Origin of the sequence: Pseudomonas sp. BCRC 81390 (assembly GCF_030341915.1) — a bacterium.
Taxonomy (GTDB): domain Bacteria; phylum Pseudomonadota; class Gammaproteobacteria; order Pseudomonadales; family Pseudomonadaceae; genus Aquipseudomonas.
In genome coordinates, this window is the sequence record NZ_JATAAG010000066.1 from 462,036 (window position 1) to 482,960 (window position 20,925).

The 20,925-nt window shown below is 62.8% G+C and carries 18 protein-coding genes, 2 tRNA genes and 1 pseudogene; 17 read left to right on the top strand and 4 right to left on the bottom strand.

Annotation, left to right across the window (positions count from 1 at the left end; genetic code table 11):
- The 10 genes and pseudogenes from miaA (at position 1) to QSV36_RS18745 (ending at position 10,313) form a co-directional block, all read left to right on the top strand.
- On the top strand, positions 1 to 972 hold the full coding sequence (gene miaA / locus QSV36_RS18705; protein ID WP_289133697.1) for a tRNA (adenosine(37)-N6)-dimethylallyltransferase MiaA: 972 nt from the start codon (positions 1 to 3) through the stop codon (positions 970 to 972).
- A 94-nt stretch (positions 973 to 1,066) separates the two neighbouring features.
- On the top strand, positions 1,067 to 1,327 hold the full coding sequence (hfq, locus tag QSV36_RS18710; RefSeq protein WP_003258160.1) for an RNA chaperone Hfq: 261 nt from the start codon (positions 1,067 to 1,069) through the stop codon (positions 1,325 to 1,327).
- Between the two features lie 12 nt (positions 1,328 to 1,339).
- Entirely contained in the window at positions 1,340 to 2,641 is a 1,302-nt protein-coding gene (gene hflX, locus QSV36_RS18715; RefSeq protein WP_225779435.1) for a ribosome rescue GTPase HflX, read from the top strand.
- 96 nt (positions 2,642 to 2,737) lie between these two features.
- The gene (gene hflK, locus QSV36_RS18720; RefSeq protein ID WP_225779434.1) at positions 2,738 to 3,919 is read left to right on the top strand and encodes an FtsH protease activity modulator HflK; all 1,182 of its coding nucleotides are present in this window, start codon (positions 2,738 to 2,740) and stop codon (positions 3,917 to 3,919) included.
- Entirely contained in the window at positions 3,919 to 4,788 is an 870-nt protein-coding gene (hflC, locus tag QSV36_RS18725) for a protease modulator HflC (RefSeq protein WP_225779433.1), read from the top strand. The genes hflK and hflC overlap by 1 nt, the downstream gene beginning before the upstream one ends.
- A gap of 302 nt (positions 4,789 to 5,090) precedes the next feature.
- On the top strand, positions 5,091 to 6,278 hold the full coding sequence (locus QSV36_RS18730) for an ATP phosphoribosyltransferase regulatory subunit (RefSeq protein WP_225779432.1): 1,188 nt from the start codon (positions 5,091 to 5,093) through the stop codon (positions 6,276 to 6,278).
- A gap of 56 nt (positions 6,279 to 6,334) precedes the next feature.
- Positions 6,335 to 7,627 (top strand): adenylosuccinate synthase, encoded by a 1,293-nt coding sequence (locus QSV36_RS18735; RefSeq protein ID WP_170033012.1) that lies wholly within the window; start codon positions 6,335 to 6,337, stop codon positions 7,625 to 7,627.
- A gap of 1,036 nt (positions 7,628 to 8,663) precedes the next feature.
- A pseudogene (locus tag QSV36_RS26135) lies at positions 8,664 to 8,876 on the top strand (methyl-accepting chemotaxis protein); the annotation flags it as partial.
- Between the two features lie 201 nt (positions 8,877 to 9,077).
- The gene (locus QSV36_RS26140; RefSeq protein ID WP_502945724.1) at positions 9,078 to 9,782 is read left to right on the top strand and encodes a methyl-accepting chemotaxis protein; all 705 of its coding nucleotides are present in this window, start codon (positions 9,078 to 9,080) and stop codon (positions 9,780 to 9,782) included.
- A 60-nt stretch (positions 9,783 to 9,842) separates the two neighbouring features.
- Complete coding sequence (locus QSV36_RS18745; RefSeq protein ID WP_289133699.1) at positions 9,843 to 10,313, top strand: DUF2867 domain-containing protein; 471 nt, start codon at positions 9,843 to 9,845, stop codon at positions 10,311 to 10,313.
- A 32-nt stretch (positions 10,314 to 10,345) separates the two neighbouring features.
- On the opposite strand, the gene QSV36_RS18750 is transcribed toward QSV36_RS18745, so the two are convergent.
- From QSV36_RS18750 to QSV36_RS18765, 4 genes are all read right to left on the bottom strand, one after another.
- On the bottom strand, positions 10,346 to 11,911 hold the full coding sequence (locus tag QSV36_RS18750) for an ABC transporter permease (RefSeq protein WP_289133700.1): 1,566 nt from the start codon (positions 11,909 to 11,911) through the stop codon (positions 10,346 to 10,348).
- The gene (locus QSV36_RS18755) at positions 11,911 to 12,924 is read right to left on the bottom strand and encodes an extracellular solute-binding protein (RefSeq protein ID WP_289133701.1); all 1,014 of its coding nucleotides are present in this window, start codon (positions 12,922 to 12,924) and stop codon (positions 11,911 to 11,913) included. The genes QSV36_RS18750 and QSV36_RS18755 overlap by 1 nt, the downstream gene beginning before the upstream one ends.
- Positions 12,925 to 13,193: 269 nt before the next feature.
- Positions 13,194 to 13,280: transfer RNA gene (locus tag QSV36_RS18760), tRNA-Leu, on the bottom strand.
- 88 nt (positions 13,281 to 13,368) lie between these two features.
- Positions 13,369 to 13,455 (bottom strand) — tRNA-Leu (locus QSV36_RS18765).
- 271 nt (positions 13,456 to 13,726) lie between these two features.
- Between QSV36_RS18765 and rnr the strand changes: the two genes are divergently transcribed.
- From rnr to dnaB, 7 genes are all read left to right on the top strand, one after another.
- On the top strand, positions 13,727 to 16,303 hold the full coding sequence (gene rnr / locus QSV36_RS18770) for a ribonuclease R (protein ID WP_289133702.1): 2,577 nt from the start codon (positions 13,727 to 13,729) through the stop codon (positions 16,301 to 16,303).
- The gene (rlmB, locus tag QSV36_RS18775; protein ID WP_170033004.1) at positions 16,300 to 17,046 is read left to right on the top strand and encodes a 23S rRNA (guanosine(2251)-2'-O)-methyltransferase RlmB; all 747 of its coding nucleotides are present in this window, start codon (positions 16,300 to 16,302) and stop codon (positions 17,044 to 17,046) included. Before rnr ends, rlmB begins: the two co-directional genes overlap by 4 nt.
- Before the next feature lie 307 nt (positions 17,047 to 17,353).
- Positions 17,354 to 17,779, top strand: coding sequence for a 30S ribosomal protein S6 (gene rpsF / locus QSV36_RS18780; RefSeq protein ID WP_013974420.1), 426 nt, complete (start codon positions 17,354 to 17,356; stop codon positions 17,777 to 17,779).
- Positions 17,780 to 17,807: 28 nt separating this feature from the next.
- Positions 17,808 to 18,038 carry a 30S ribosomal protein S18 gene (gene rpsR / locus QSV36_RS18785; protein ID WP_003249563.1) on the top strand — a complete coding sequence of 77 codons (231 nt, stop codon included), beginning with the start codon at positions 17,808 to 17,810 and terminating at the stop codon, positions 18,036 to 18,038.
- Positions 18,039 to 18,071: 33 nt separating this feature from the next.
- Positions 18,072 to 18,935, top strand: a complete 864-nt coding sequence (locus QSV36_RS18790; RefSeq protein ID WP_225779427.1) for a hypothetical protein — start codon at positions 18,072 to 18,074, stop codon at positions 18,933 to 18,935.
- A 20-nt stretch (positions 18,936 to 18,955) separates the two neighbouring features.
- On the top strand, positions 18,956 to 19,402 hold the full coding sequence (gene rplI, locus QSV36_RS18795; protein ID WP_003249568.1) for a 50S ribosomal protein L9: 447 nt from the start codon (positions 18,956 to 18,958) through the stop codon (positions 19,400 to 19,402).
- Between the two features lie 113 nt (positions 19,403 to 19,515).
- The gene (gene dnaB, locus QSV36_RS18800; RefSeq protein WP_170033000.1) at positions 19,516 to 20,913 is read left to right on the top strand and encodes a replicative DNA helicase; all 1,398 of its coding nucleotides are present in this window, start codon (positions 19,516 to 19,518) and stop codon (positions 20,911 to 20,913) included.
- Positions 20,914 to 20,925 lie beyond the last annotated feature (12 nt).

The following is a 20,925-nucleotide window of genomic DNA, read 5'->3' on the forward strand; positions in this document are numbered from 1 at the left end:
ATGAGCGGCAAGCCCCCTGCGATATTCCTGATGGGCCCGACGGCAGCCGGCAAGACCGACCTGGCCATCGAACTGACCAAGGTTCTGCCCTGCGAGTTGATCAGCGTCGACTCGGCACTGGTCTACCGTGGCATGGACATCGGTTCGGCCAAGCCATCGAAGGAAATCCTCGCCGCCTATCCGCACCGGCTGATCGACATTCGCGACCCGGCCGAGAGCTACTCGGCCGCGCAGTTCCGTGCCGATGCCCTGGAGGCGATGGCCGAAATCACCGCGCGCGGCAAGATCCCGTTGCTGGTGGGCGGCACCATGCTCTATTACAAGGCGTTGATCGATGGCCTGGCCGACATGCCGGCCGCCGATGCTGCGGTACGTGCCGAGCTGGAGGCCCAGGCCGAGGCCCTGGGCCTGGCCGAGCTGCACCGTCAACTGGCCGAGGTCGACCCGGAATCGGCGGCACGCATCCACCCCAACGACCCGCAACGGTTGATCCGCGCGCTGGAGGTATACCGGGTGAGTGGCGAGAGCATGACAGCCCACCGTCAGCGTCAATTCGCGGAAAGTCGCGACGCAGACGCAGGCGCTGGCGGACATTTGCCCTATACTGTCGCGAGTTTGGCGATTGCTCCTACAGATCGTCACATTTTGCATCAGCGAATTGCGTTACGATTTTCGCAAATGTTGGAACAGGGCTTTGTCGATGAGGTCCGATCGCTGCGAGCCAGAAGTGACTTGCACGCGGGGCTGCCGTCTATACGGGCAGTGGGGTATCGGCAAGTCTGGGACTACCTCGACGGCAAGCTGACTGAGAATGAGATGCGTGAACGCGGTATCATTGCCACCCGGCAGCTGGCCAAGCGGCAGTTTACCTGGTTGCGCGGCTGGCCTGACGTGCACTGGCTTGACAGCCTGGCCTGCGACAATCTGTCCCGCACCTTGAAATACCTCGGGGCCATCTCCATATTGAGCTGAGTCCCTGCTGATTGCCGTCTATTCTTGCGAAGGGGCGGCCTAATTTATCGATTTTCTTGATTTTCTATTATTGATCCTTACAGGAGTGCGGCATATGTCAAAAGGGCATTCGCTACAAGACCCTTACTTGAACACCTTGAGAAAAGAAAAGGTCCCGGTATCCATTTACCTGGTCAACGGCATCAAACTGCAGGGCTCGATCGAATCCTTCGACCAGTTCGTGGTACTGCTGAAGAACACCGTCAGCCAGATGGTCTACAAGCACGCCATCTCGACCGTGGTTCCTGCACGTCCGGTTCGCCTGCCAAGCCCGTCCGATTCCGAACACGGCGACAGCGAGCCAGGCAACGCCTGATAGGAGCCTGCATTGTTCTTTGAGCGCCACGGTGGTGGTGAGCGGGCGTTGCTCGTTCACTTGGAAGGTCAGAACCCTGAGGCGCGCGAAGACCCGCAGGAGTTTCAGGAGCTGGCATTGTCGGCCGGTGCCGACATCGTCTCGCTGGTCACGGTGTCAAGGCATCAGCCTTCCGCCAAATACCTGATTGGCAGCGGCAAGGTCGAAGAGTTGCACGACCTGGTCCATGCCGAACAGGTAGACCTGGTGATTTTCAATCACACCCTCACGCCCAGTCAGGAGCGCAACCTCGAACGCGTGTTCGAGTGCCGTGTGCTCGACCGTACCGGGCTGATCCTCGATATCTTCGCCCAGCGGGCGCGTACCCATGAAGGCAAGCTGCAGGTCGAACTGGCCCAGCTCGAGCACATGAGCACGCGGCTGGTTCGCGGTTGGACCCACCTTGAACGGCAGAAGGGTGGTATCGGCCTGCGTGGCCCGGGTGAAACCCAGCTGGAAACCGACCGTCGTCTGTTGCGGGTACGCATCCGCCAGATCAAGTCGCGCCTGGAGAAGGTGCGCAGCCAGCGCGAGCAGGCACGTCGCGGGCGCAAGCGCGCGGATATCCCGTCGGTGTCGCTGGTGGGTTATACCAACGCCGGCAAATCCACGCTGTTCAATGCCCTCACCGCATCCGAGGTGTATGCCGCGGACCAGCTGTTCGCCACCCTCGACCCCACCCTCCGTCGGCTCGAGCTGAACGACCTGGGGCCGATCGTGCTGGCAGACACCGTGGGTTTCATTCGCCACCTGCCGCACAAGCTGGTCGAGGCATTTCGGGCTACGCTCGAAGAGTCGAGCAACTCCGACCTGTTGCTGCATGTGATCGACGCCCATGAGCCAGAGCGCATGGAGCAGATCGAGCAGGTGTTGGCAGTGCTGGGCGAGATTGGTGCCGAAGGGTTGCCGATCCTCGAGGTGTATAACAAACTCGACTTGCTCGAAGAGGTCGAGCCGCAGATCCAGCGCAATGCCGATGGCAAGCCAGAGCGGGTCTGGGTATCGGCACGCGATGGGCGTGGCCTGGAGCTGGTCGGCCAGGCGATTGCCGAGTTGCTGGGGGATGATCTGTTTGTCGGTACCCTGTGTCTGGAGCAGCGTTTTGCCCGCTTGCGCGCGCAATTCTTTGCCCTGGGTGCCGTGCAGAGTGAAGCGCATGATGAAGAAGGGCGCAGCCTGCTGAGCGTGCGACTGCCCAGGGTGGAACTGAACCGCCTGGTCAGCCGCGAAGGCATGGAGCCGCAAGTGTTTGTCGAGCAACACACTTTGCAATAAATGCTCGTCGAGGTCGCCGGGCAGCAGTGACAGGCATTCTGTAGCATTGGACGGCGCGCCGTGGGCGCGTCTTTGCTTTATCAGATGGAGAGCGCTATGGCTTGGAACGAGCCGGGTGGCAACTCGAACAATCAGGATCCCTGGGGCGGCCGCCGTGGTGGCGGTGGCGGCGGTGGTGACAAGAAAGGTCCGCCGGATCTGGACGAGGCCTTCCGCAAATTGCAGGACAGCCTGAACGGCATGTTCGGCAGTGGCAAGAAACGTGGCGGCGGCGACCGCAATGTCGGCAAGGGCGGTGGCCTGGGCCTGCTGGGCATCGGCCTGGCGGTACTGGCTGCAATCTGGCTGTACAGCGCCGTATATGTGGTCGACGAGCAGGAGCAGGCCGTGGTGCTGCGCTTCGGCAAGTACTATGAAACGGTCGGTCCCGGCCTGAACATCTACTTCCCGCCGATCGATCGCAAGTACATGGAAAACGTCACGCGTGAGCGTGCCTACACCAAGCAGGGCCAGATGCTGACCGAAGACGAGAACATCGTCGAAGTGCCGCTGACCGTGCAGTACAAGATCAGCAACCTGCAGGACTTCGTGCTCAACGTCGACCAGCCTGAGGTCAGCCTGCAGCACGCGACGGAAAGTGCCCTGCGCCACGTGGTGGGTTCCACCTCGATGGACCAGGTGCTGACCGAAGGCCGCGAGCAGATGGCCGTGGATATCCGCGAACGCCTGCAGCGCTTCCTCGACAACTACCGCACGGGTATCACCGTTACCCAGGTCAACGTGCAGAGCGCGGCAGCCCCGCGTGAAGTGCAGGAAGCCTTCGACGACGTGATCCGTGCCCGCGAAGACGAGCAGCGTGCGCGCAACCAGGCCGAGTCCTACGCCAACGGCGTGGTACCGGAAGCGCGTGGCCAGGCCCAGCGCATCATCGAGGATGCCAACGGTTACCGTGACGAAGTCATTGCCCGTGCCAAGGGTGAGGCCGACCGCTTCAGCAAGCTGGTTGCCGAGTACCGCAAGGCACCTGACGTGACCCGTCAGCGCCTGTACCTGGAGACCATGCAGGAGGTCTACAGCAATTCGAGCAAGGTCATGGTGGCGACCAAGGATGGGCAGAACAACCTGCTCTACCTGCCGCTGGACAAGATGGTCGAAGGCAGCCGCAACCCGTCCGCGCCAACCACCAGTGTGTCGCCATCGGTCAACGATGCGGCCGCCCGTGCGGCGCAGGACCTGCAACAGCAACAGCAGCCGCTGCGCACTAGGGAGAGCCGCTGATGAGCAACCGATCGCTGATCGCCCTGATCGCCGCCGTGGTCCTGGCCATCGTTGCCTGGAACAGCTTCTATATCGTGGCCCAAACCGAGCGTGCAGTAATGCTTCGCTTCGGTAAGGTGGTCCAGGCGGATGTCCAGCCGGGCCTGCACGTGAAGATTCCGTACGTGAACCAGGTACGCAAGTTCGACGCCCGCCTGATGACCCTCGACGCCCCGACCCAGCGGTTCCTGACCCTGGAGAAGAAAGCGGTGATGGTCGACGCCTACGCCAAGTGGCGCGTCAAGGATGCCGAGCGCTTCTACACTGCCACTTCCGGCATGAAGCAGATCGCCGACGAGCGTCTGTCGCGTCGTCTGGAAAGCGGCCTGCGTGACCAGTTCGGTAAACGCACCCTGCACGAGGTGGTTTCCGGTGAACGTGACGCGCTGATGGCTGACATCACTGCCTCGCTGAACCGCATGGCCGCCAAGGAGCTGGGTATCGAGGTGGTCGACGTACGCGTCAAGGCCATCGACCTGCCGAAGGAAGTCAACCGCAGCGTGTTCGACCGCATGAGCACCGAGCGTGAGCGTGAGGCCCGCGAGCACCGCGCCAAGGGTAACGAGCTGGCTGAGGGTATCCGTGCCGATGCCGACCGTCAGCGTCGTGTCCTGCTGGCCGAGGCCTATCGCGAGGCAGAGGAAACCCGCGGTGACGGCGACGCCCAGGCGGCTGCCATCTACGCCAAGGCCTACACCCAGGACGCCGATTTCTATGCGTTCTACCGTAGCCTGCAGGCATACCGCGAGAGCTTCTCGAGCAAGAGCGACGTGCTGGTCCTGGACCCGAAGAACGAGTTCTTCCGCTTCCTGGACAAGAGCAAGCCGTGATGCTCAGGCCCTGATTTTCAATGCAGCGACACCCCGCCTGGCAGCTAAAACGCCTGGCGGGGTGCATCCTGGTGGAAAAGGGGTGTATGATGAGGCAGCCGGGAAATTTCCCGGCTTTTTTGCGTCTGCAAGGTTGATTGGCAAACCGCCAGTTGACGGTTTGGTCAGGTCGCATGGCAATTCGAGGGTATCGGGTACGGTGGCTGCGCTGGGATCAGTGCTGCCCGCTGCTGTGCGCGATACCGGCTTTACTGACGGCTCGCCTGCTGGCAAGCCACCCGGACCAGAGGGGAAATGGCGTAATGGCAACGGTAGACCGCTGGCTGCTGCCAGATGGCATCGAGGAAGTACTGCCACCTGAAGCTGCGCGCATCGAAATCGCGCGCCGCCAGGTGTTGGACCTGTTCCAGAGTTGGGGCTACGAACTGGTCGTCACCCCGCATATCGAGTACCTGGAGTCGCTGCTCACCGGCGCCGGCCAGGACCTGGATCAGCGCACCTTCAAGGTGGTGGACCCGCAGTCCGGCCGCCTGATGGGCTTCCGCGCCGACTTCACCCCGCAGGTGGCACGCATCGATGCCCATACCCTGCGCCGCGAAGGCCCGAGCCGCCTGTGCTATGCCGGCAGCGTGCTGCATGCCCAGCCGCGTGCCCTGTCCACCTCGCGCAGCCCGATCCAGCTGGGTGCCGAGCTGTACGGCGATGCCAGCCCTACCAGCGATGTCGAGGTCATCAGCCTGATGCTCGCCACGCTGCAACTGACCGATGTGCCGGATGTGCACATGGACCTCGGCCACGTTGGTATCTACCGTGGCCTGGCCCGCGCGGCCGGCCTGTCTGGTGCGGTCGAGCAGCAGCTGTTCGATGCCCTGCAGCGCAAGGCCGTCGATGAGGTCCAGGCGTTGACCGCCGACCTGCCGAAGGACCTGGGCAACATGCTGCGCGCGCTGGTCGAGCTGTGCGGTGGTCGTGAAGTGCTGGCCGAGGCCCGCGTGCGCCTGGGCCGAGCCCCGGCCAGCGTGCTGGCGGCGCTGGATGACCTGCTGGCGATCGCCGATCGCCTGGCATCGCGTTTCCCCGAGCTGCCGTTGTACTTCGACCTCGGCGAACTGCGCGGTTACCACTACCACACCGGCGTGGTGTTCGCCGTGTTCGTGCCTGGCGAAGGCCAATCGATCGCCCAGGGCGGGCGCTACGACGACATCGGCGCCGACTTTGGCCGGGCGCGCCCGGCTACCGGTTTCTCCACGGATTTGAAGACCCTGGTCACACTGGGGCGAGCGGAGGTCGTATTGCCAACTGGCGGCATCTGGATGCCGGACAGTGGCGATGCGGCCCTCTGGCAGCAAGTCTGCCAGTTGCGCAACGAGGGCCAGCGTGTGGTCCAGGCCCTGCCTGGCCAGCCGTTGAGTGCTGCCCTCGAAGCGGATTGTGATCGGCAATTGATTCAGCAAGACGGGCGCTGGCAGGTTCTGCCGCTGACCCAGTGAGTTTCTGCGTCGGCAACAGGCCGACAACCAAGTTTGCGTGAATGAGGACCAATGTAATGGGTAAGAATGTCGTCGTCCTGGGCACCCAGTGGGGTGATGAGGGCAAAGGCAAGATCGTCGATCTGCTGACCGAACATGCTGCCGCCGTAGTGCGCTACCAGGGTGGCCACAACGCGGGTCACACCCTGGTGATCAATGGTGAAAAGACCGTTCTGCACCTGATTCCCTCGGGCATCCTGCGTGAAGGCGTACAGTGCCTGATCGGCAACGGCGTGGTCGTTGCACCGGACGCGCTGATGCGTGAAATCACCAAGCTGGAAGAGAAGGGCGTACCGGTGCGTGAGCGCCTGCGCATTTCCCCGGCTGCGCCGCTGATCCTGTCGTACCACGTGGCCCTGGACCAGGCCCGCGAAAAAGCCCGTGGCGAAGCCAAGATCGGCACCACCGGCCGCGGTATCGGCCCAGCCTATGAAGACAAGGTCGCGCGTCGTGGCCTGCGCGTCGGCGACCTGTTCCACCGCGAGCGTTTCGCTGCCAAGCTGGGTGAGCTGCTGGACTACCACAACTTCCAGCTGGTGAACTACTACAAAGAGCCGGCCATCGACTTCCAGCAGACCCTGGACGAGTGCATGGCCTACGCCGAACAGCTCAAGCCGATGATGCTCGACGTTACTGCCGAGCTGCACAACCTGCGCCGCGCCGGCAAGGACATCATGTTCGAAGGCGCCCAGGGCTCGTTGCTGGACATCGACCACGGTACCTACCCGTACGTCACCAGCTCCAACACCACCGCTGGCGGTATCTCCACCGGCTCCGGCGTTGGCCCGATGTACCTCGACTACATCCTCGGTATCACCAAGGCCTACACCACTCGCGTAGGTTCCGGCCCGTTCCCGACCGAACTGTTCGACGAGACTGGCGCTACCCTGGCCAAGCGTGGCCACGAGTTCGGTTCCACCACTGGCCGTGCCCGCCGTTGCGGCTGGTTCGATGCCGTCATCCTGCGTCGCGCTATCGACGTCAACAGCATCTCGGGCATCTGCCTGACCAAGCTGGACGTTTTGGACGGCCTGGAAACCATCAACATCTGCGTGGGCTACAAGAACGAGAATGGTGCCGTCATCGACGCGCCTTCCGATGCCGACAGCTACATCGGCCTGGAGCCGGTGTACGAAGAGATGCCAGGCTGGAGCGAGTCGACCCTGGGCGCCAAAACCCTGGAAGAACTGCCAGCCAATGCGCGTGCCTACATCAAGCGCATCGAAGCGCTGATCGGTGCACCGATCGACATCATCTCCACCGGCCCGGACCGCAACGAGACCATCGTGCTGCGTCATCCGTTCGCCTGATCTGCCCGCCAGGCTGATCTGACGCCGTGGTCCTGAAAGGGGCCGCGGCGTTTTCATTTGTGGCTCACGCCCTTGCGAGCGGGACCACCCACGCTGAGCTGCCAGGCAACCTTGCTGAACCTTGGCGCTTATCCCTGCTGCCCCCGGCACAACCCTTGCTGTAAGAAGTTTCTGAAGATGCCATCAAAGTAGTGGCGCCAGAATACACGAGGGTTTCACCGTGTCTGCCATCCTCTCACTGTTACGAAGCCGCCTTTTGCGGCCTGTGTTTGTTGCCCTTGGTATCGCCCTTTTGGTGCAGGTGCTGGTGGCCGTTGCGCTCACCCGCAGCACGGTCACGGCCCTGGAGGCCGAACTGGGCGAGCGCCTGGGTAACGACAGTCGCGAACTCGCCGGCGACCTCGAGCAAGCCGGGCAAGATGTCCGCTCGGGCCTCGACAGCCTGTCCAGCAGCACTCGCCAGCGCCTGAGCGCCGGTTTGTCGGCGCGTCTGCAAAGCGAACAGCAGCAACTGCGCAGTACCCTGGAAAAGAACCTCAAGGACTCCGCCAACGACATGGCCGAGCTGCTGGCTTCGGTCGCCCCGCGGGCGATCTGGGATAACGATGTGCCAGTGCTCTCGGACTTTGCCCGCCGTGCCCAGCGCAACCCCAACGTGTTGTTTGTGGTGTATGACGATGCCCAGGGCCAACACCTGACCCGCTATTTGAACCGGCAAAACCCGATCAACCAGGCGTTGATGGACAAAGGCCAGGGCGAGCGCGCGCTGGACAAGGTGATCGATGCCGCCCGACGTGACCCGGCGGTGTACTTCGTCGAAGCCTCGATCAGCCCCAATGGCGCGGAAATCGGCAAGGTGATCATGGGCGTTTCCACGGCCGGCATCGATCAAGAGCTCAAGGCCCTCGACCAGCGCTTCAGCGCCCTGATCGCCAGCGGCGAGCAGTTGGTCGGCGATAGCCTGGTCGGTGCTGCTGCGGAGAGTGGCAAGACCCTGCGCGAGCGCCTGGAGAAGGCGCAGGGCAGTGCCGCTGCCATGCAGGCCAACACCGCCCAGACCGTGCGCGATGCCGCTGCCGAGCTGCGCTGGCGTATCGGTCTGGGCCTGGTACTGGTTGGGCTGGGCGTTCTGCTGGTGGTGGCCGTGGTGCTGGGTCGCCGGGTGCTGAGCAAGTTGCGCCTGTTGATTGCCGCCCTCGATGACCTGGCGGCCGGCGAAGGCGACCTGACCAAGCGCGTGCCGCTCGACAGCCGCGACGAAATCGGTGACATGGCCTCGGCGGTTAACCGCTTCGTCGACAAGCTGCAACCCATCGTCCGCGAGGCCGGCGAGGTGGCGCAGCGTACCGGAGTCGAGATCGGCGCGATGGCCCAGCGCAATGCCGGCGCCGATGCTGCCGCTGCGCTGCAGCGCGATGAAGTGGCGGCCAGCCTGCGCGACCTGTCGAGCATGGCTGATGAAGCGCAGGCCGAAAGCCATGCGATGCAGGCGGCGCTGCAACAAGTCGTGGATATTCGTCAGGCCACCGATGAAAACAGCCGCACCTCGACCCAACTGGCCGGCTTGATCGAGAACCTGGCCGGGCAGGTGGAGACCGGCTCGCAGGTGATCGAGCGGCTGGCCAAGCAGAGTGAACAGATTGAAGTGGTGCTGACGGTGATCCACGGTATTGCCGAACAGACCAACCTGTTGGCCCTCAACGCTGCCATCGAGGCCGCCCGGGCCGGCGAGACCGGGCGCGGGTTCGCCGTTGTGGCTGATGAAGTGCGGGCGTTGGCGAGCAAGACGCAAAGCTCCACCGGAGACATCCAGGCGCATATCGCCGCCTTGCAGAAAGGTGCCAAGGAAGCCGTGGCGACCATCAGCCAGGCCGGGCTCAAGGCCAGTGAGGGGTTGCTGGTGCTGCGTGACAATGAACGTCGTCAGCAGTCAGTGCAGGCGGCGGTCGAGCAGGTGCATGCGGCCATCGGCCTGGCGACCCGGGCCGCCGAACAGCAGGCCCATGGTGCACAGGCGGTACGGGGGCGAGTGGAGAACATCCATGCACAGGCCGAGCGCTCGGCCGAGGTGGTGATGCAGACCACGGCCAGCAGCAAGGTGCTGGATGACCTGGCTGCGCAACTGCGGGCAAGCCTGGGCCAGTTCAGAGCCTGACGCTCCTGCAAGGGGCGGTGTTGCTATGATGGCGGCGACAGATGACAAAGGGAGTTGTTAATGTCTGCCCCACTGGTCGCCGCCCCGGCGGAGCTGGATTTTCTTCATTGCGATGGCATCATCGTCACTGCGCCAATGACCGCCTTCCAGGCCTACTGCGCCATGACCTCGGACGTTCCGAGCTGGCTGGCCGTGGCCTTCCGCCTGCGTGATGGCATCTCGCGGCGGTTCCAGGTTGCCGCCATCCACGGTTTCTCATCACGCAGCCCCGAGCAGGTGCCGGCAGTGGGCGAGCTTCTGGATTTCTTCACTGTCGAGGCGATCAGCGACCAGCAACTGGTCCTGACTTCGCGCGACACGCACCTGGCGGTCATGGTCAGCCTGGACCTGGCGGAAGCAGGGCAGGGGCGGCAACACGTGCGCGTAACCACCTCGGTGCAGTGCTTCAACAGGTTCGGCCGCCTCTACATGCTGCCGGTCGGCAAGGCTCACGGGCCTATCGTGCGGCGCATGCTGCGTAACTTGGCCTGAAGGCCTCTTCGCGGGCAAGCCCGCGAAGCAGGTCACGCCTTGTTCAGATACATCCGCGTAGTCAGCAGGTAGACCGGGAGCCCTGACACCACGATCAGCAGTGCGGCATAAGGCGCTGCTGCCGCGAACTCGACGTTGGCCGTATGTGCCCACACCTCGGTGGCCAGGGTGGTCATGCCGGTAGGGCTGAGCAGCAATGTCGCGGTCAATTCCTTCATGGCATCCAGAAACACCAGGGCAAAGGCCGCGGCCATGGCCGGGAAGATGATCGGCAAGGTCACCCGGCAGAACGCGGCAAAACTGTTCGCGCCCAAGGTGCGTGCGGCTTCCTCCAGCGTCGGCGAAGCCTTGTTCAGCGCAGTACGTACAGGCGACTGGGCCAGTGGCAGGAACAGCAGCGCGTAGGCGAGCAACAACAAGGCCGTGGTCTGGTACAGCGCCGGTACATAGTGCAGGGCGAAGAACACCAGGGTCAGGGCGATCACCAGGCCGGGCAGGGCGTGCAGCAGGTACGGCAGGCGTTCGGCCCAGATCGCCAGGCGGCCTTTGTAGCGCACCACCAGGAAGCTGATCGGCAAGGCCAGGAGCACGCAGAAGCCGGCACCACCGAGCGACACCGACAGTGAGGTGAACAGCGCCTTGGAGATGGCCGCTACCGGGAAGGCCGCTGATGAACCCACGCTCAGCCAGTAGCCGAGCATGGCCAGCGGAATACCGCTACCCAGCACTGCCAGGGCGACACAGAACAGCTGCGCCAGTACGGCCCAGCCGCGTAGTCGCACCGGCTGCGCGCGGCGTGCCACGCCTTGGCCGATGCGCACGTGGCGGGCCTTGCCGCGCACGCGCAATTCCAGCCACAGCATCACCAGGCACAGCGCCAGCAGTACTGCCGAGAGCATGGCCGCATTGGCATTGCTGAACTCCAGTTCGAACTGCTGGTAGATCGCCGTGGTGAAGGTCTGCAGGCCAAGAATCGACAGCGCGCCGAACTCCACCAGCATGTGCAAGGCAATCAACAGCGCACCGCCGAGCATCGATGGCCACAGCAGCGGCAGGGTGACCTTGACGAATACGCCCCAGCGGCTGCAACCCAGGGTGCGTGCCGATTCCTCCAGCGAGGTATCGAGGTTGCGCAGGGTTGCCGCCACTGGCAGGAAAACCAGCGGGTACTTGGACAGGGCCATGACCAGGATCGCCCCGCCCAGGCCTTCGAAGTCCGAACTCAGCGATACCCAGGTGAAGCTGCTGACGAACGACGGTACGGCGAACGGCAGGCACAGCACCACGCCCCACAGCCTGCGACCGGCCAGGTTGCTGCGCTCCAGCAACCAGGCCAGGGCCAGGCCGACCACCATGCAGGCCAGCGTCACCCCGACCATCAGCATCAGGGTGTTGCGCATCAGCCCCCAGACAAACGGCCGCCATAGCAGGTGCAACGCCTCGCGCCAGCCGGCTTCCCAGGCTTTGATGGCGACATACAGCAGTGGCAGCAAGCTCATCGCCACCAGGAACAGCACAGGCAGCACTACCCAGATGGAGGGGCGCTTGCGGCGCGGTACGAAGCGTACCGGCACCGGCTCGGACAGGGCGGCAGTCATCAGAGCAGGCCGACCTCGCGTTCAAGCTCGATGGCTTCCTCGGCATTGCCCAGGTCCGCCGGCGAAATCTTCGGCGGGCGCAGCTCTTCGAACGGTTTCAGGCCACGGTCGGAAACCATGCCCTTGTGCAGCGGGTATTCGGCGGTGGTCTGGGTGATCACGCGCTGGCCTTCTTCGCTGGCCATCCAGTTGAGCAGGGCCTGGGCTTCCTTCGGGTGCTTGCTGGCCTTGACCGCTGCTGCACCGGAGATGGTTACCAGGTTGCCGGCATCGCCATCGGCGAGGTAGTACAACTTGGAGTCGAGCTTGCCGCGCTCGCGTTCCAGTGCATACCAGTAGTAGTTGTTCACCAGTACAGCAGCGACTTCGCCTTTTTCCACGGCCTTGAGGGCGACCATGTTGTTGGTGTAGGTCTTGCCGAAGGCTTTCAGGCCGGTCAGCCATTCTTCGGTGGCTTCGCGACCGTGCATCTTCAGGATGGCCACGGCCTGTTCCTGGAATGCACCGCTGGTGGGTACATAGCCGACGCGGCCATCCCATTCAGGGCCGGCAAAATCCATGACGGTGGTTGGCAGGTCTTTCTCGTCGATCTTCTTCGGGTTGTACACGACGACGCGGGTGCGTGCAGTGACGCCCATCCAGGTGCCGTTGGCGCCAACGTACTCCTTGGGCAGCATGTTCAGCGTGGCATCGTCGATCTTCGCCAGCAGGCCCAGCTCACCCAGGTTGTTCAGCGGCGGGGACTCTTCGGTGTAGATGATGTCGGCCGGTGAGCGGTCGCCTTCCTCGATGATCTGGCTGGCCAGCTGGTTGCTGCTGCCCTTGCGGATGTTGATGTGGATACCGGTCTTGGCCTCGTAGGCCTTGGCGATGGCTTCGCCGATTTCCTTGTGCTGGCCGTTGTACATGGTCAGGGTGACCGGTGCATCTGCCATGGCGGCCGGAGCGCCGATGACCAGGCCCAGCACGGCGGCGGCCAAGGTACGCATCAGCGGTTGCGGGCGGATCGTCATGCGGGTACTTCCTCGCTTACGGCTACATATTTGGAAACAATGGTAAACGAAATCGTTTCTCAAGTGGCCGGATGAGGAGAAATTCATGGGCAGACTTTGGGCGTGGGTTGGAAGATGCTGCCGATAGGCAGGCTGTGCCTGTGAGATCCAGCGCCGCGTGGGCGGCGCTCGATCTCATAGGCGCCGGAGCTATTTCAGCGAGCGAGGAGGGGGCGACACAAAAATCGCAGGCAAGAAAAAACCCACTAGCAAGCTAGTGGGTTTTTGTATGGTGCCCAGGAGAAGACTCGAACTTCCACGACCGTTAAGTCACTGATACCTGAAACCAGCGCGTCTACCAATTCCGCCACCTGGGCAAAGCTTTACATCATCTGCAGAAGGCGACTATCGTTCGCTTTCACACAGTAGTAACAGATCCTTGGTCATCTATTACTTGAAAATATTTGGTGCCCAGGAGAAGACTCGAACTTCCACGGCCGTTAAGCCACTGATACCTGAAACCAGCGCGTCTACCAATTCCGCCACCTGGGCACACATTCGAGATTAAAAGATGCTTTACAGCGTCGTTCATCTCTACTACAACTTCGGGGTTGTCCGTCGTTGTGGTGCGCACTATACGGACGGTCCGGGGGGCTGTAAACCCCCTGAGCGAAAAAAATTTCAAAAAATTCAACTTGTTGATTCCGCAGGCCTATTCCTGCTCGCCGGAGGTGCCGGTGGGGCTGTCCAAGGCTGACATTTCCGGTTTCAATACGCCTATGCCAGAATTCCTATCTATATACCCCAAGGTGAACCCCTTCTGATGGCCGATTGGCAATCCCTCGATCCCGAGGCCGCTCGCGAAGCGGAAAAATACGACAACCCCATTCCCAGCCGTGAGCTGATCCTGCAGCGCCTTGCCGACCGTGGCGAACCGGCCGCGCGCGAGGAGCTGGCGGCCGAGTTCGGTCTTCATGACGAAGACCAGATCGAAGCCCTGCGCCGCCGCCTGCGCGCCATGGAGCGTGACGGCCAGCTTATCTATACCCGGCGCGGCACTTATGCCCCGGTAGACAAGCTGGACCTGATCTGCGGCCGCGTCTCTGGCCACCGTGACGGCTTCGGCTTCCTGATCCCGGATGACGGCAGCGAAGACCTGTTCCTCAGCCCGGCGCAGATGCGCCTGGTATTCGACGGTGACCGCGGCCTGGCCCGCGTTTCTGGCGTCGACCGCCGTGGCCGCCGCGAAGGCGTGCTGGTCGAGATCATTTCCCGTGCCCACGAAAGTGTGGTTGGCCGTTACTTCGAAGAAGGCGGCATCGGCTACGTGACCCCGGACAACCCGAAGATCCAGCAGGAAGTGCTGGTGACCGCCGGGCGCAATGGTGGCGCGAAGATCGGCCAGTTCGTCGAGATCAAGATCACTCACTGGCCAACCCCGCGCTTCCAGCCGCAAGGCGATGTGGTCGAAGTCATCGGCAACTATATGGCGCCGGGCATGGAAATCGACGTTGCCCTGCGCAGCTACGACATCCCGCACGTCTGGCCCAAGGAAGTGATCAAGGAAGCGCGCAAGTTCCGCTCCGAAGTCGAAGAGAAGGACAAGGAGAAGCGGGTCGACCTGCGCCACCTGCCGTTCGTTACCATCGACGGCGAGGATGCCCGCGACTTCGACGACGCCGTGTATTGCGAGCCGCTGGGCAAGCTGCGCCTGTTCTCCGGCGGCTGGCGCCTGTATGTGGCCATCGCCGATGTGTCCAGCTACGTACGCCTGGGCTCGGCCCTGGACGTCGAAGCCCAGCAGCGCGGCAACTCGGTGTACTTCCCCGAGCGCGTGGTGCCGATGCTCCCCGAGGAGCTGTCGAACGGCCTGTGCTCGCTGAACCCGCATGTCGATCGCCTGGCCATGGTCTGTGAAATGACCATGAACAAGGCCGGGCAGATGGTCGACTACCAGTTCTACGAAGGCGTCATCCACTCCCACGCCCGCCTGACCTACAACAAGGTCAGCAGCATGCTCGAGCACTCCCGTACCCGTGAGGGCAAGGCGCTGCGCGAGGAGTACAAGGCAGTCGTGCCGGACCTGAAGAACCTGTACAACCTCTACAAGGTACTGGTAGCTGCCCGCCACACCCGAGGTGCGATCGACTTCGAAACCCAGGAAACCCGCATCATCTTCGGCGATGAGCGCAAGATCGCGGAAATCCGCCCGACCGTGCGCAACGACGCCCACAAGCTGATCGAGGAGTGCATGCTGGCGGCCAACGTGGCCACCGCCGAATTCCTGCAGAAGCATGGCGTGCCTGCGTTGTACCGCGTGCACGACGGCCCGCCGCCGGAACGCCTGGAAAAGCTGCGCGCCTTCCTCGGCGAGCTGGGCCTGACCCTGCACAAGGGCAAGGACCCGTCGCCGAAGGATTACCAGGCCCTGCTGGCAAGCATCGCCGGGCGCCCGGACTTCCACCTGATCCAGACCGTGATGCTGCGCTCGCTGAGCCAGGCGGTGTACAGCACCGAAAACAACGGCCACTTCGGCCTGAACTACGAGGCGTACACCCACTTCACCTCGCCGATCCGCCGTTACCCGGACCTGCTGGTGCACCGCGCCATCCGCAGTATCATCCGCTCCCGGGTCGATACACCGCACGTCAAGCGTGCTGGCGCGATGAGCATTCCCAAGGCACGTATCTACCCGTACGACGAGAACACGCTCGAGCAACTCGGCGAGCAGTGCTCGATGACCGAGCGCCGGGCCGACGAAGCCACCCGTGACGTGGTCAACTGGCTCAAGTGCGAGTTCATGAAAGACCGCGTGGGCGAGACCTTCCCGGGCGTGATCACTGCAGTGACCGGGTTCGGCCTGTTCGTCGAGCTGACCGACATCTATGTAGAAGGCCTGGTGCACGTCAGTGCGCTGCCGGGTGACTACTACCACTTCGACCCGGTGCACCACCGTCTGTCCGGCGAACGTACCGGGCGCAGCTTCCGCCTGGGTGACACGATCGAAGTCAAGGTGATGCGCGTCGACCTTGACGAGCGCAAGATCGACTTCGAGGTGTCGCAAAACACCCTTGCCGCACCGATCGGCCGCAAGCAGCGTGGCGCCGCGCCGGCTGCCGCCCAGGCCGAGCAGGCACCGGTCGAGGCCAAGGCCACGCCGAAACCGCGCAGCCGCAAGAGCGAGACTGCCGAGGCATACTTCCCGAAAGACGCCGTGCAGCGTAACGCCGAAGTGCGCAAGAGCCGCGAAATGAAGAAGGCGCTGATGAGCGAGGCGCGTAGCAGCGGCCATGCCGGCAGCAAGTCGGACAAGGGCGGCAAGGCCTCTGGCAAGCCGACCAAGCACCGTAAAGGCCCGCCGAAGTCCGGCGCGCCGCGCAAGGGCAAGAACAAGTCATGAGTCAGCTGGAAAAGATCTACGGCGTGCACGCCGTGCAGGCGTTGCTGCAGCACCATCCGAAGCGGGTCAAGCAGATCTGGCTGTCGGAAGGGCGCAGCGAGCCGCGCATCCAGGCGTTGCTGGCACTGGCCGCCGAAAACCGCGTGGCGGTTGGCCAGGCCGAGCGTCGTGAGCTGGATGCCTGGGTCGAGGGCGTGCACCAGGGCGTGGTTGCCGAGGTGAGCCCGAGCCAGGTGTGGGGCGAGCTGATGCTCGAGGAATTGCTCGAACGCAGCGAAACGCCGCCGCTGATCCTGGTGCTGGACGGCGTCACCGACCCGCATAACCTCGGTGCCTGCCTGCGTACTGCCGATGCGGCCGGTGCCACGGCGGTGATCGTGCCCAAGGACAAGTCCGCAACCCTGACCCCGGTGGTGCGCAAGGTGGCCTGCGGTGCGGCGGAAGTGATCCCGCTGGTGGCCGTGACCAACCTGGCGCGCACCCTGGAAAAATTGCAGCAGCGAGGCCTGTGGGTGGTCGGTACCGCTGGCGAAGCCGAGCAGGAGATCTACCAGCAGGACCTGACCGGGCCGCTGGTGATGATCATGGGCGCGGAAGGCAAGGGCATGCGCCGGCTGACCCGTGAACATTGCGATTTCCTGGTGAAGCTGCCGATGGCCGGTAGCGTCAGCAGCCTGAACGTGTCGGTGGCGACTGGCGTGTGCCTGTTCGAGGCGGTGCGTCAGCGTCAGGCCAAGCGCTGATCTTCGGCCTGTACCGGCCTCTTCGCGGGTAGACCCGCTGCCACAGGTACTCCGCAGGGCTCAGGCCTTGTGCGATCCCTGTGGGAGCGGGTTTACCCGCGAAAGGGCCGGCAGTCTGTAATGTATTTCCGGCTGTTCAAATAATCGCCAATTTCCTTGCTTGTGTGTCCCGCCTTCTCTACAATTGCGCCCCTTGCCGAGCTGGCAGGTGCGCATGTGCCTCTACTCCCTGGCAAGACACACCAGTGTCATTCACTCCTTGTCTGACCAGATCCACTGGCAGACTACTAACCCGTAAGGAGCATTCATGCGTCATTACGAAATCATCTTCCTGGTTCACCCGGACCAGAGCGAGCAAGTCGGCGGCATGGTTGAGCGTTACACCAAGCTGATCGAAGAAGATGGTGGCAAGATCCACCGCCTGGAAGACTGGGGCCGTCGTCAACTGGCCTACGCAATCAACAATGTTCACAAGGCTCACTACGTGATGCTGAACGTTGAGTGCACCGGCAAGGCCCTGGCCGAGCTGGAAGACAACTTCCGCTACAACGATGCCGTTATCCGTAACCTGGTCATCCGTCGCGACGAAGCCGTTACCGGCCAGTCCGAGATGCTGAAGGCTGAAGAAAACCGCAGCGAGCGCCGTGAGCGTCGTGAGCGTCCTGAGCATGCTGAATCCGCCGACGGCGACGACAGCAATGACAGCGACTCCAGCGATAACGCTGACGAGTAATCCACGGACCTTTAGAGGAGCCTATTAAATGGCACGTTTCTTCCGTCGTCGTAAATTCTGCCGCTTCACTGCTGAAGACGTGAAAGAGATCGACTTCAAAGATCTCAACACCCTGAAAGCTTACGTATCCGAAACCGGCAAGATCGTTCCAAGCCGTATCACCGGTACCAAAGCTCGTTATCAGCGTCAGCTGGCTACCGCTATCAAGCGCGCCCGCTTCCTGGCCCTGCTGCCCTACACCGACAGCCACGGCCGCTGAGACCGGGTCGTCGACAAGCAGTAAGGGATTAGCATGCGAGCGTTAGCAAGTTTCATCATGCGCGGTCGTGTGCAGGCCACCCTGGTGGTGGTCATCAGTGCGGTACTGCCGCTGCTGTTCTGGTTGAGTGCCGCTGCCGGCAGCCTTGTGCTGCTGCGGCGTGGGTTCAAGGATGCTACAACGGTCATCGCCGGCGGCCTGCTGGCCGGGCTGGCCGTGTGGGTCATGGGCGATCCGATCACCTTCCTGGTGATCGCGGGTGCCCTGGGCCTGGCTGCGCTGCTGCGTGCCGAGCATCCCTGGAGCCGGGTGTTGGTGGTCAGTGCCGTGTTCGCCGTGGCTTTCAGCCTCGTGCTCGATCTGGCGCTGGCGCAAACCTTCGACGGGCTGGCCAAGGCGTTTGCCGACGCCATGCCGAAAATCGAAGGGCAACCGGTGCTTTCCGGTGAGCTGATCCGCCCCGTGCTGGTCGCTTCCACAGCAGTGACGGTGCAATTGTTCAGCGTGTTGGCCCTGGTGCTGGCGCGTTACTGGCAGGCAGCGTTGTACAACCCTGGAGGCTTCGGTCGCGAGTTTCGCGCCCTGAAGTTGCCGAAACAGACCATGGCGGTCTTGGTGGCAGTGATGGTGGTGGCCCCGTTCATCGGGCCGCAGTTCATCGTCCTGGCATCAGCCTCGAGCCTGGTACTGGTGCTGGCCGGCATCGCCTTGATGCACGGGCTGGTGGCGCAGGGCCGACTGGCCGGTTTCTGGCTGGTGGGGATGTACGTGACGTTGCCGCTGATCATGCAGCTGATTTATCCGTTGCTGGTGGTTTTGGCCATTGTCGACAGCCTGATTGATTTTCGCGGTCGCAAGTCCCCCAAGGGGAATGACTCCGCGAACGGTGAAGGTTAAAAGTTAAGAGGTTTTACCAAATGGAACTGATCCTGCTGGAAAAAGTCGCTAACCTGGGCAACCTGGGCGACAAAGTAAAGGTTAAGGCTGGTTACGGCCGTAACTTCCTGCTGCCATTCGGCAAGGCCACCGTTGCCAACGCCGCCAACCTGGCTGCGTTCGAAGAGCGTCGCGCCGAGCTGGAAAAAGCAGCCGCTGACAAGAAAGCTTCGGCTGAAAGCCGCGCTGCCCAACTGGCCGAGCTGGAAGTGACCATCACTGCCACCGCTGGCGACGAAGGCAAGCTGTTCGGTTCGATCGGCACCCACGACATCGCTGACGCCCTGACCGCCTCCGGCGTTGAAGTGGCCAAGGCTGAAGTTCGTCTGCCGAACGGCACCATCCGTCAGGTTGGCGAATACGACGTAGCCGTGCACCTGCACAGCGACGTTGAAGCCACCGTACGTGTGGTCGTCGTAGCTGCCTAAGCTGCGCTGACTGGCTGGCTCCTCGTGAGCCGGGCGGTTAACATCGGGCACGGTCCTGTTTTTGACAGGCCGTGCCCTTTGTCTTTTTCATCCTCAAGAATTCTTTCGTGGCCATGAACGAGATTACCACCCCCGAACAGCTTGACCTGCAAACCGCAGCCCTGAAGGTGCCGCCGCATTCCATCGAGGCCGAACAGGCCGTGCTCGGTGGCTTGATGCTGGATAACAATGCCTGGGAGCGCGTACTGGACCAGGTGTCGGATGGCGATTTCTATCGGCATGACCACCGCCTGATCTTCCGTGCCGTGCACAAGCTGGCGGACGCCAACCAGCCCTTCGACGTGGTCACGTTGCATGAGCAGCTGGACAAGGAAGGCTTGTCCTCGCAGGTCGGCGGCCTGGCGTACCTGGCCGAACTGGCCAAGAACACCCCGTCGGTGGCCAACATCAAGGCCTACGCCGCGATCATTCGCGAGCGGGCCACCCTGCGTCAGCTGATCAGCATCAGTACCGATATCGCCGACAACGCATTCAACCCGCAGGGGCGCAATGCCGAAGAGATTCTCGACGATGCCGAGCGGCAGATCTTCCAGATCGCCGAGGCGCGGCCGAAAACCGGCGGCCCGGTAGGGGTCAACGAATTGTTGACCATGGCCATCGACCGTATCGACACGCTGTTCAACTCCGACAGCGACATCACCGGTGTTTCCACCGGCTTCACCGACCTGGACGAGAAGACCAGCGGCCTGCAGCCGGCCGACCTGATCATCGTTGCCGGCCGTCCGTCGATGGGCAAGACCACCTTCGCCATGAACCTGGTGGAGAACGCCGTGCTGCGTACCGACAAGGCGGTCCTGGTGTTCTCCCTCGAGATGCCAGGTGAATCGCTGATCATGCGTATGCTGTCGTCGCTGGGCCGTATCGACCAGACCAAGGTGCGTTCCGGCCAGCTCGACGACGACGACTGGCCGCGCCTGACTTCGGCAGTGAACCTGCTCAACGACCGCAAGCTGTTCATCGACGACACCGCCGGCATCAGCCCTTCGGAAATGCGCGCGCGCACCCGGCGCCTGGCTCGTGAACATGGCGAAATCGCCATGATCATGGTCGACTACCTGCAGCTGATGCAGATCCCCGGGTCGGCCGGTGACAACCGTACCAACGAGATTTCCGAGATCTCCCGCTCGCTCAAGGCCCTGGCCAAGGAATTCAACTGCCCGGTCATCGCCCTGTCGCAGCTGAACCGCTCCCTGGAACAGCGCCCGAACAAACGCCCGGTGAACTCCGACTTGCGTGAGTCCGGTGCGATCGAGCAGGACGCCGACGTGATCATGTTCGTCTACCGCGACGAGGTGTATCACCCCGAGACCGAGCACAAGGGCGTGGCGGAGATCATCATCGGCAAGCAGCGTAACGGCCCCATCGGCTTCGTGCGCCTGGCGTTCATCGGCAAGTACACCCGCTTCGAGAACCTTGCGCCGGGCATGTACAACTTCGACGACGACGAGTAACGGGGCGCGCGC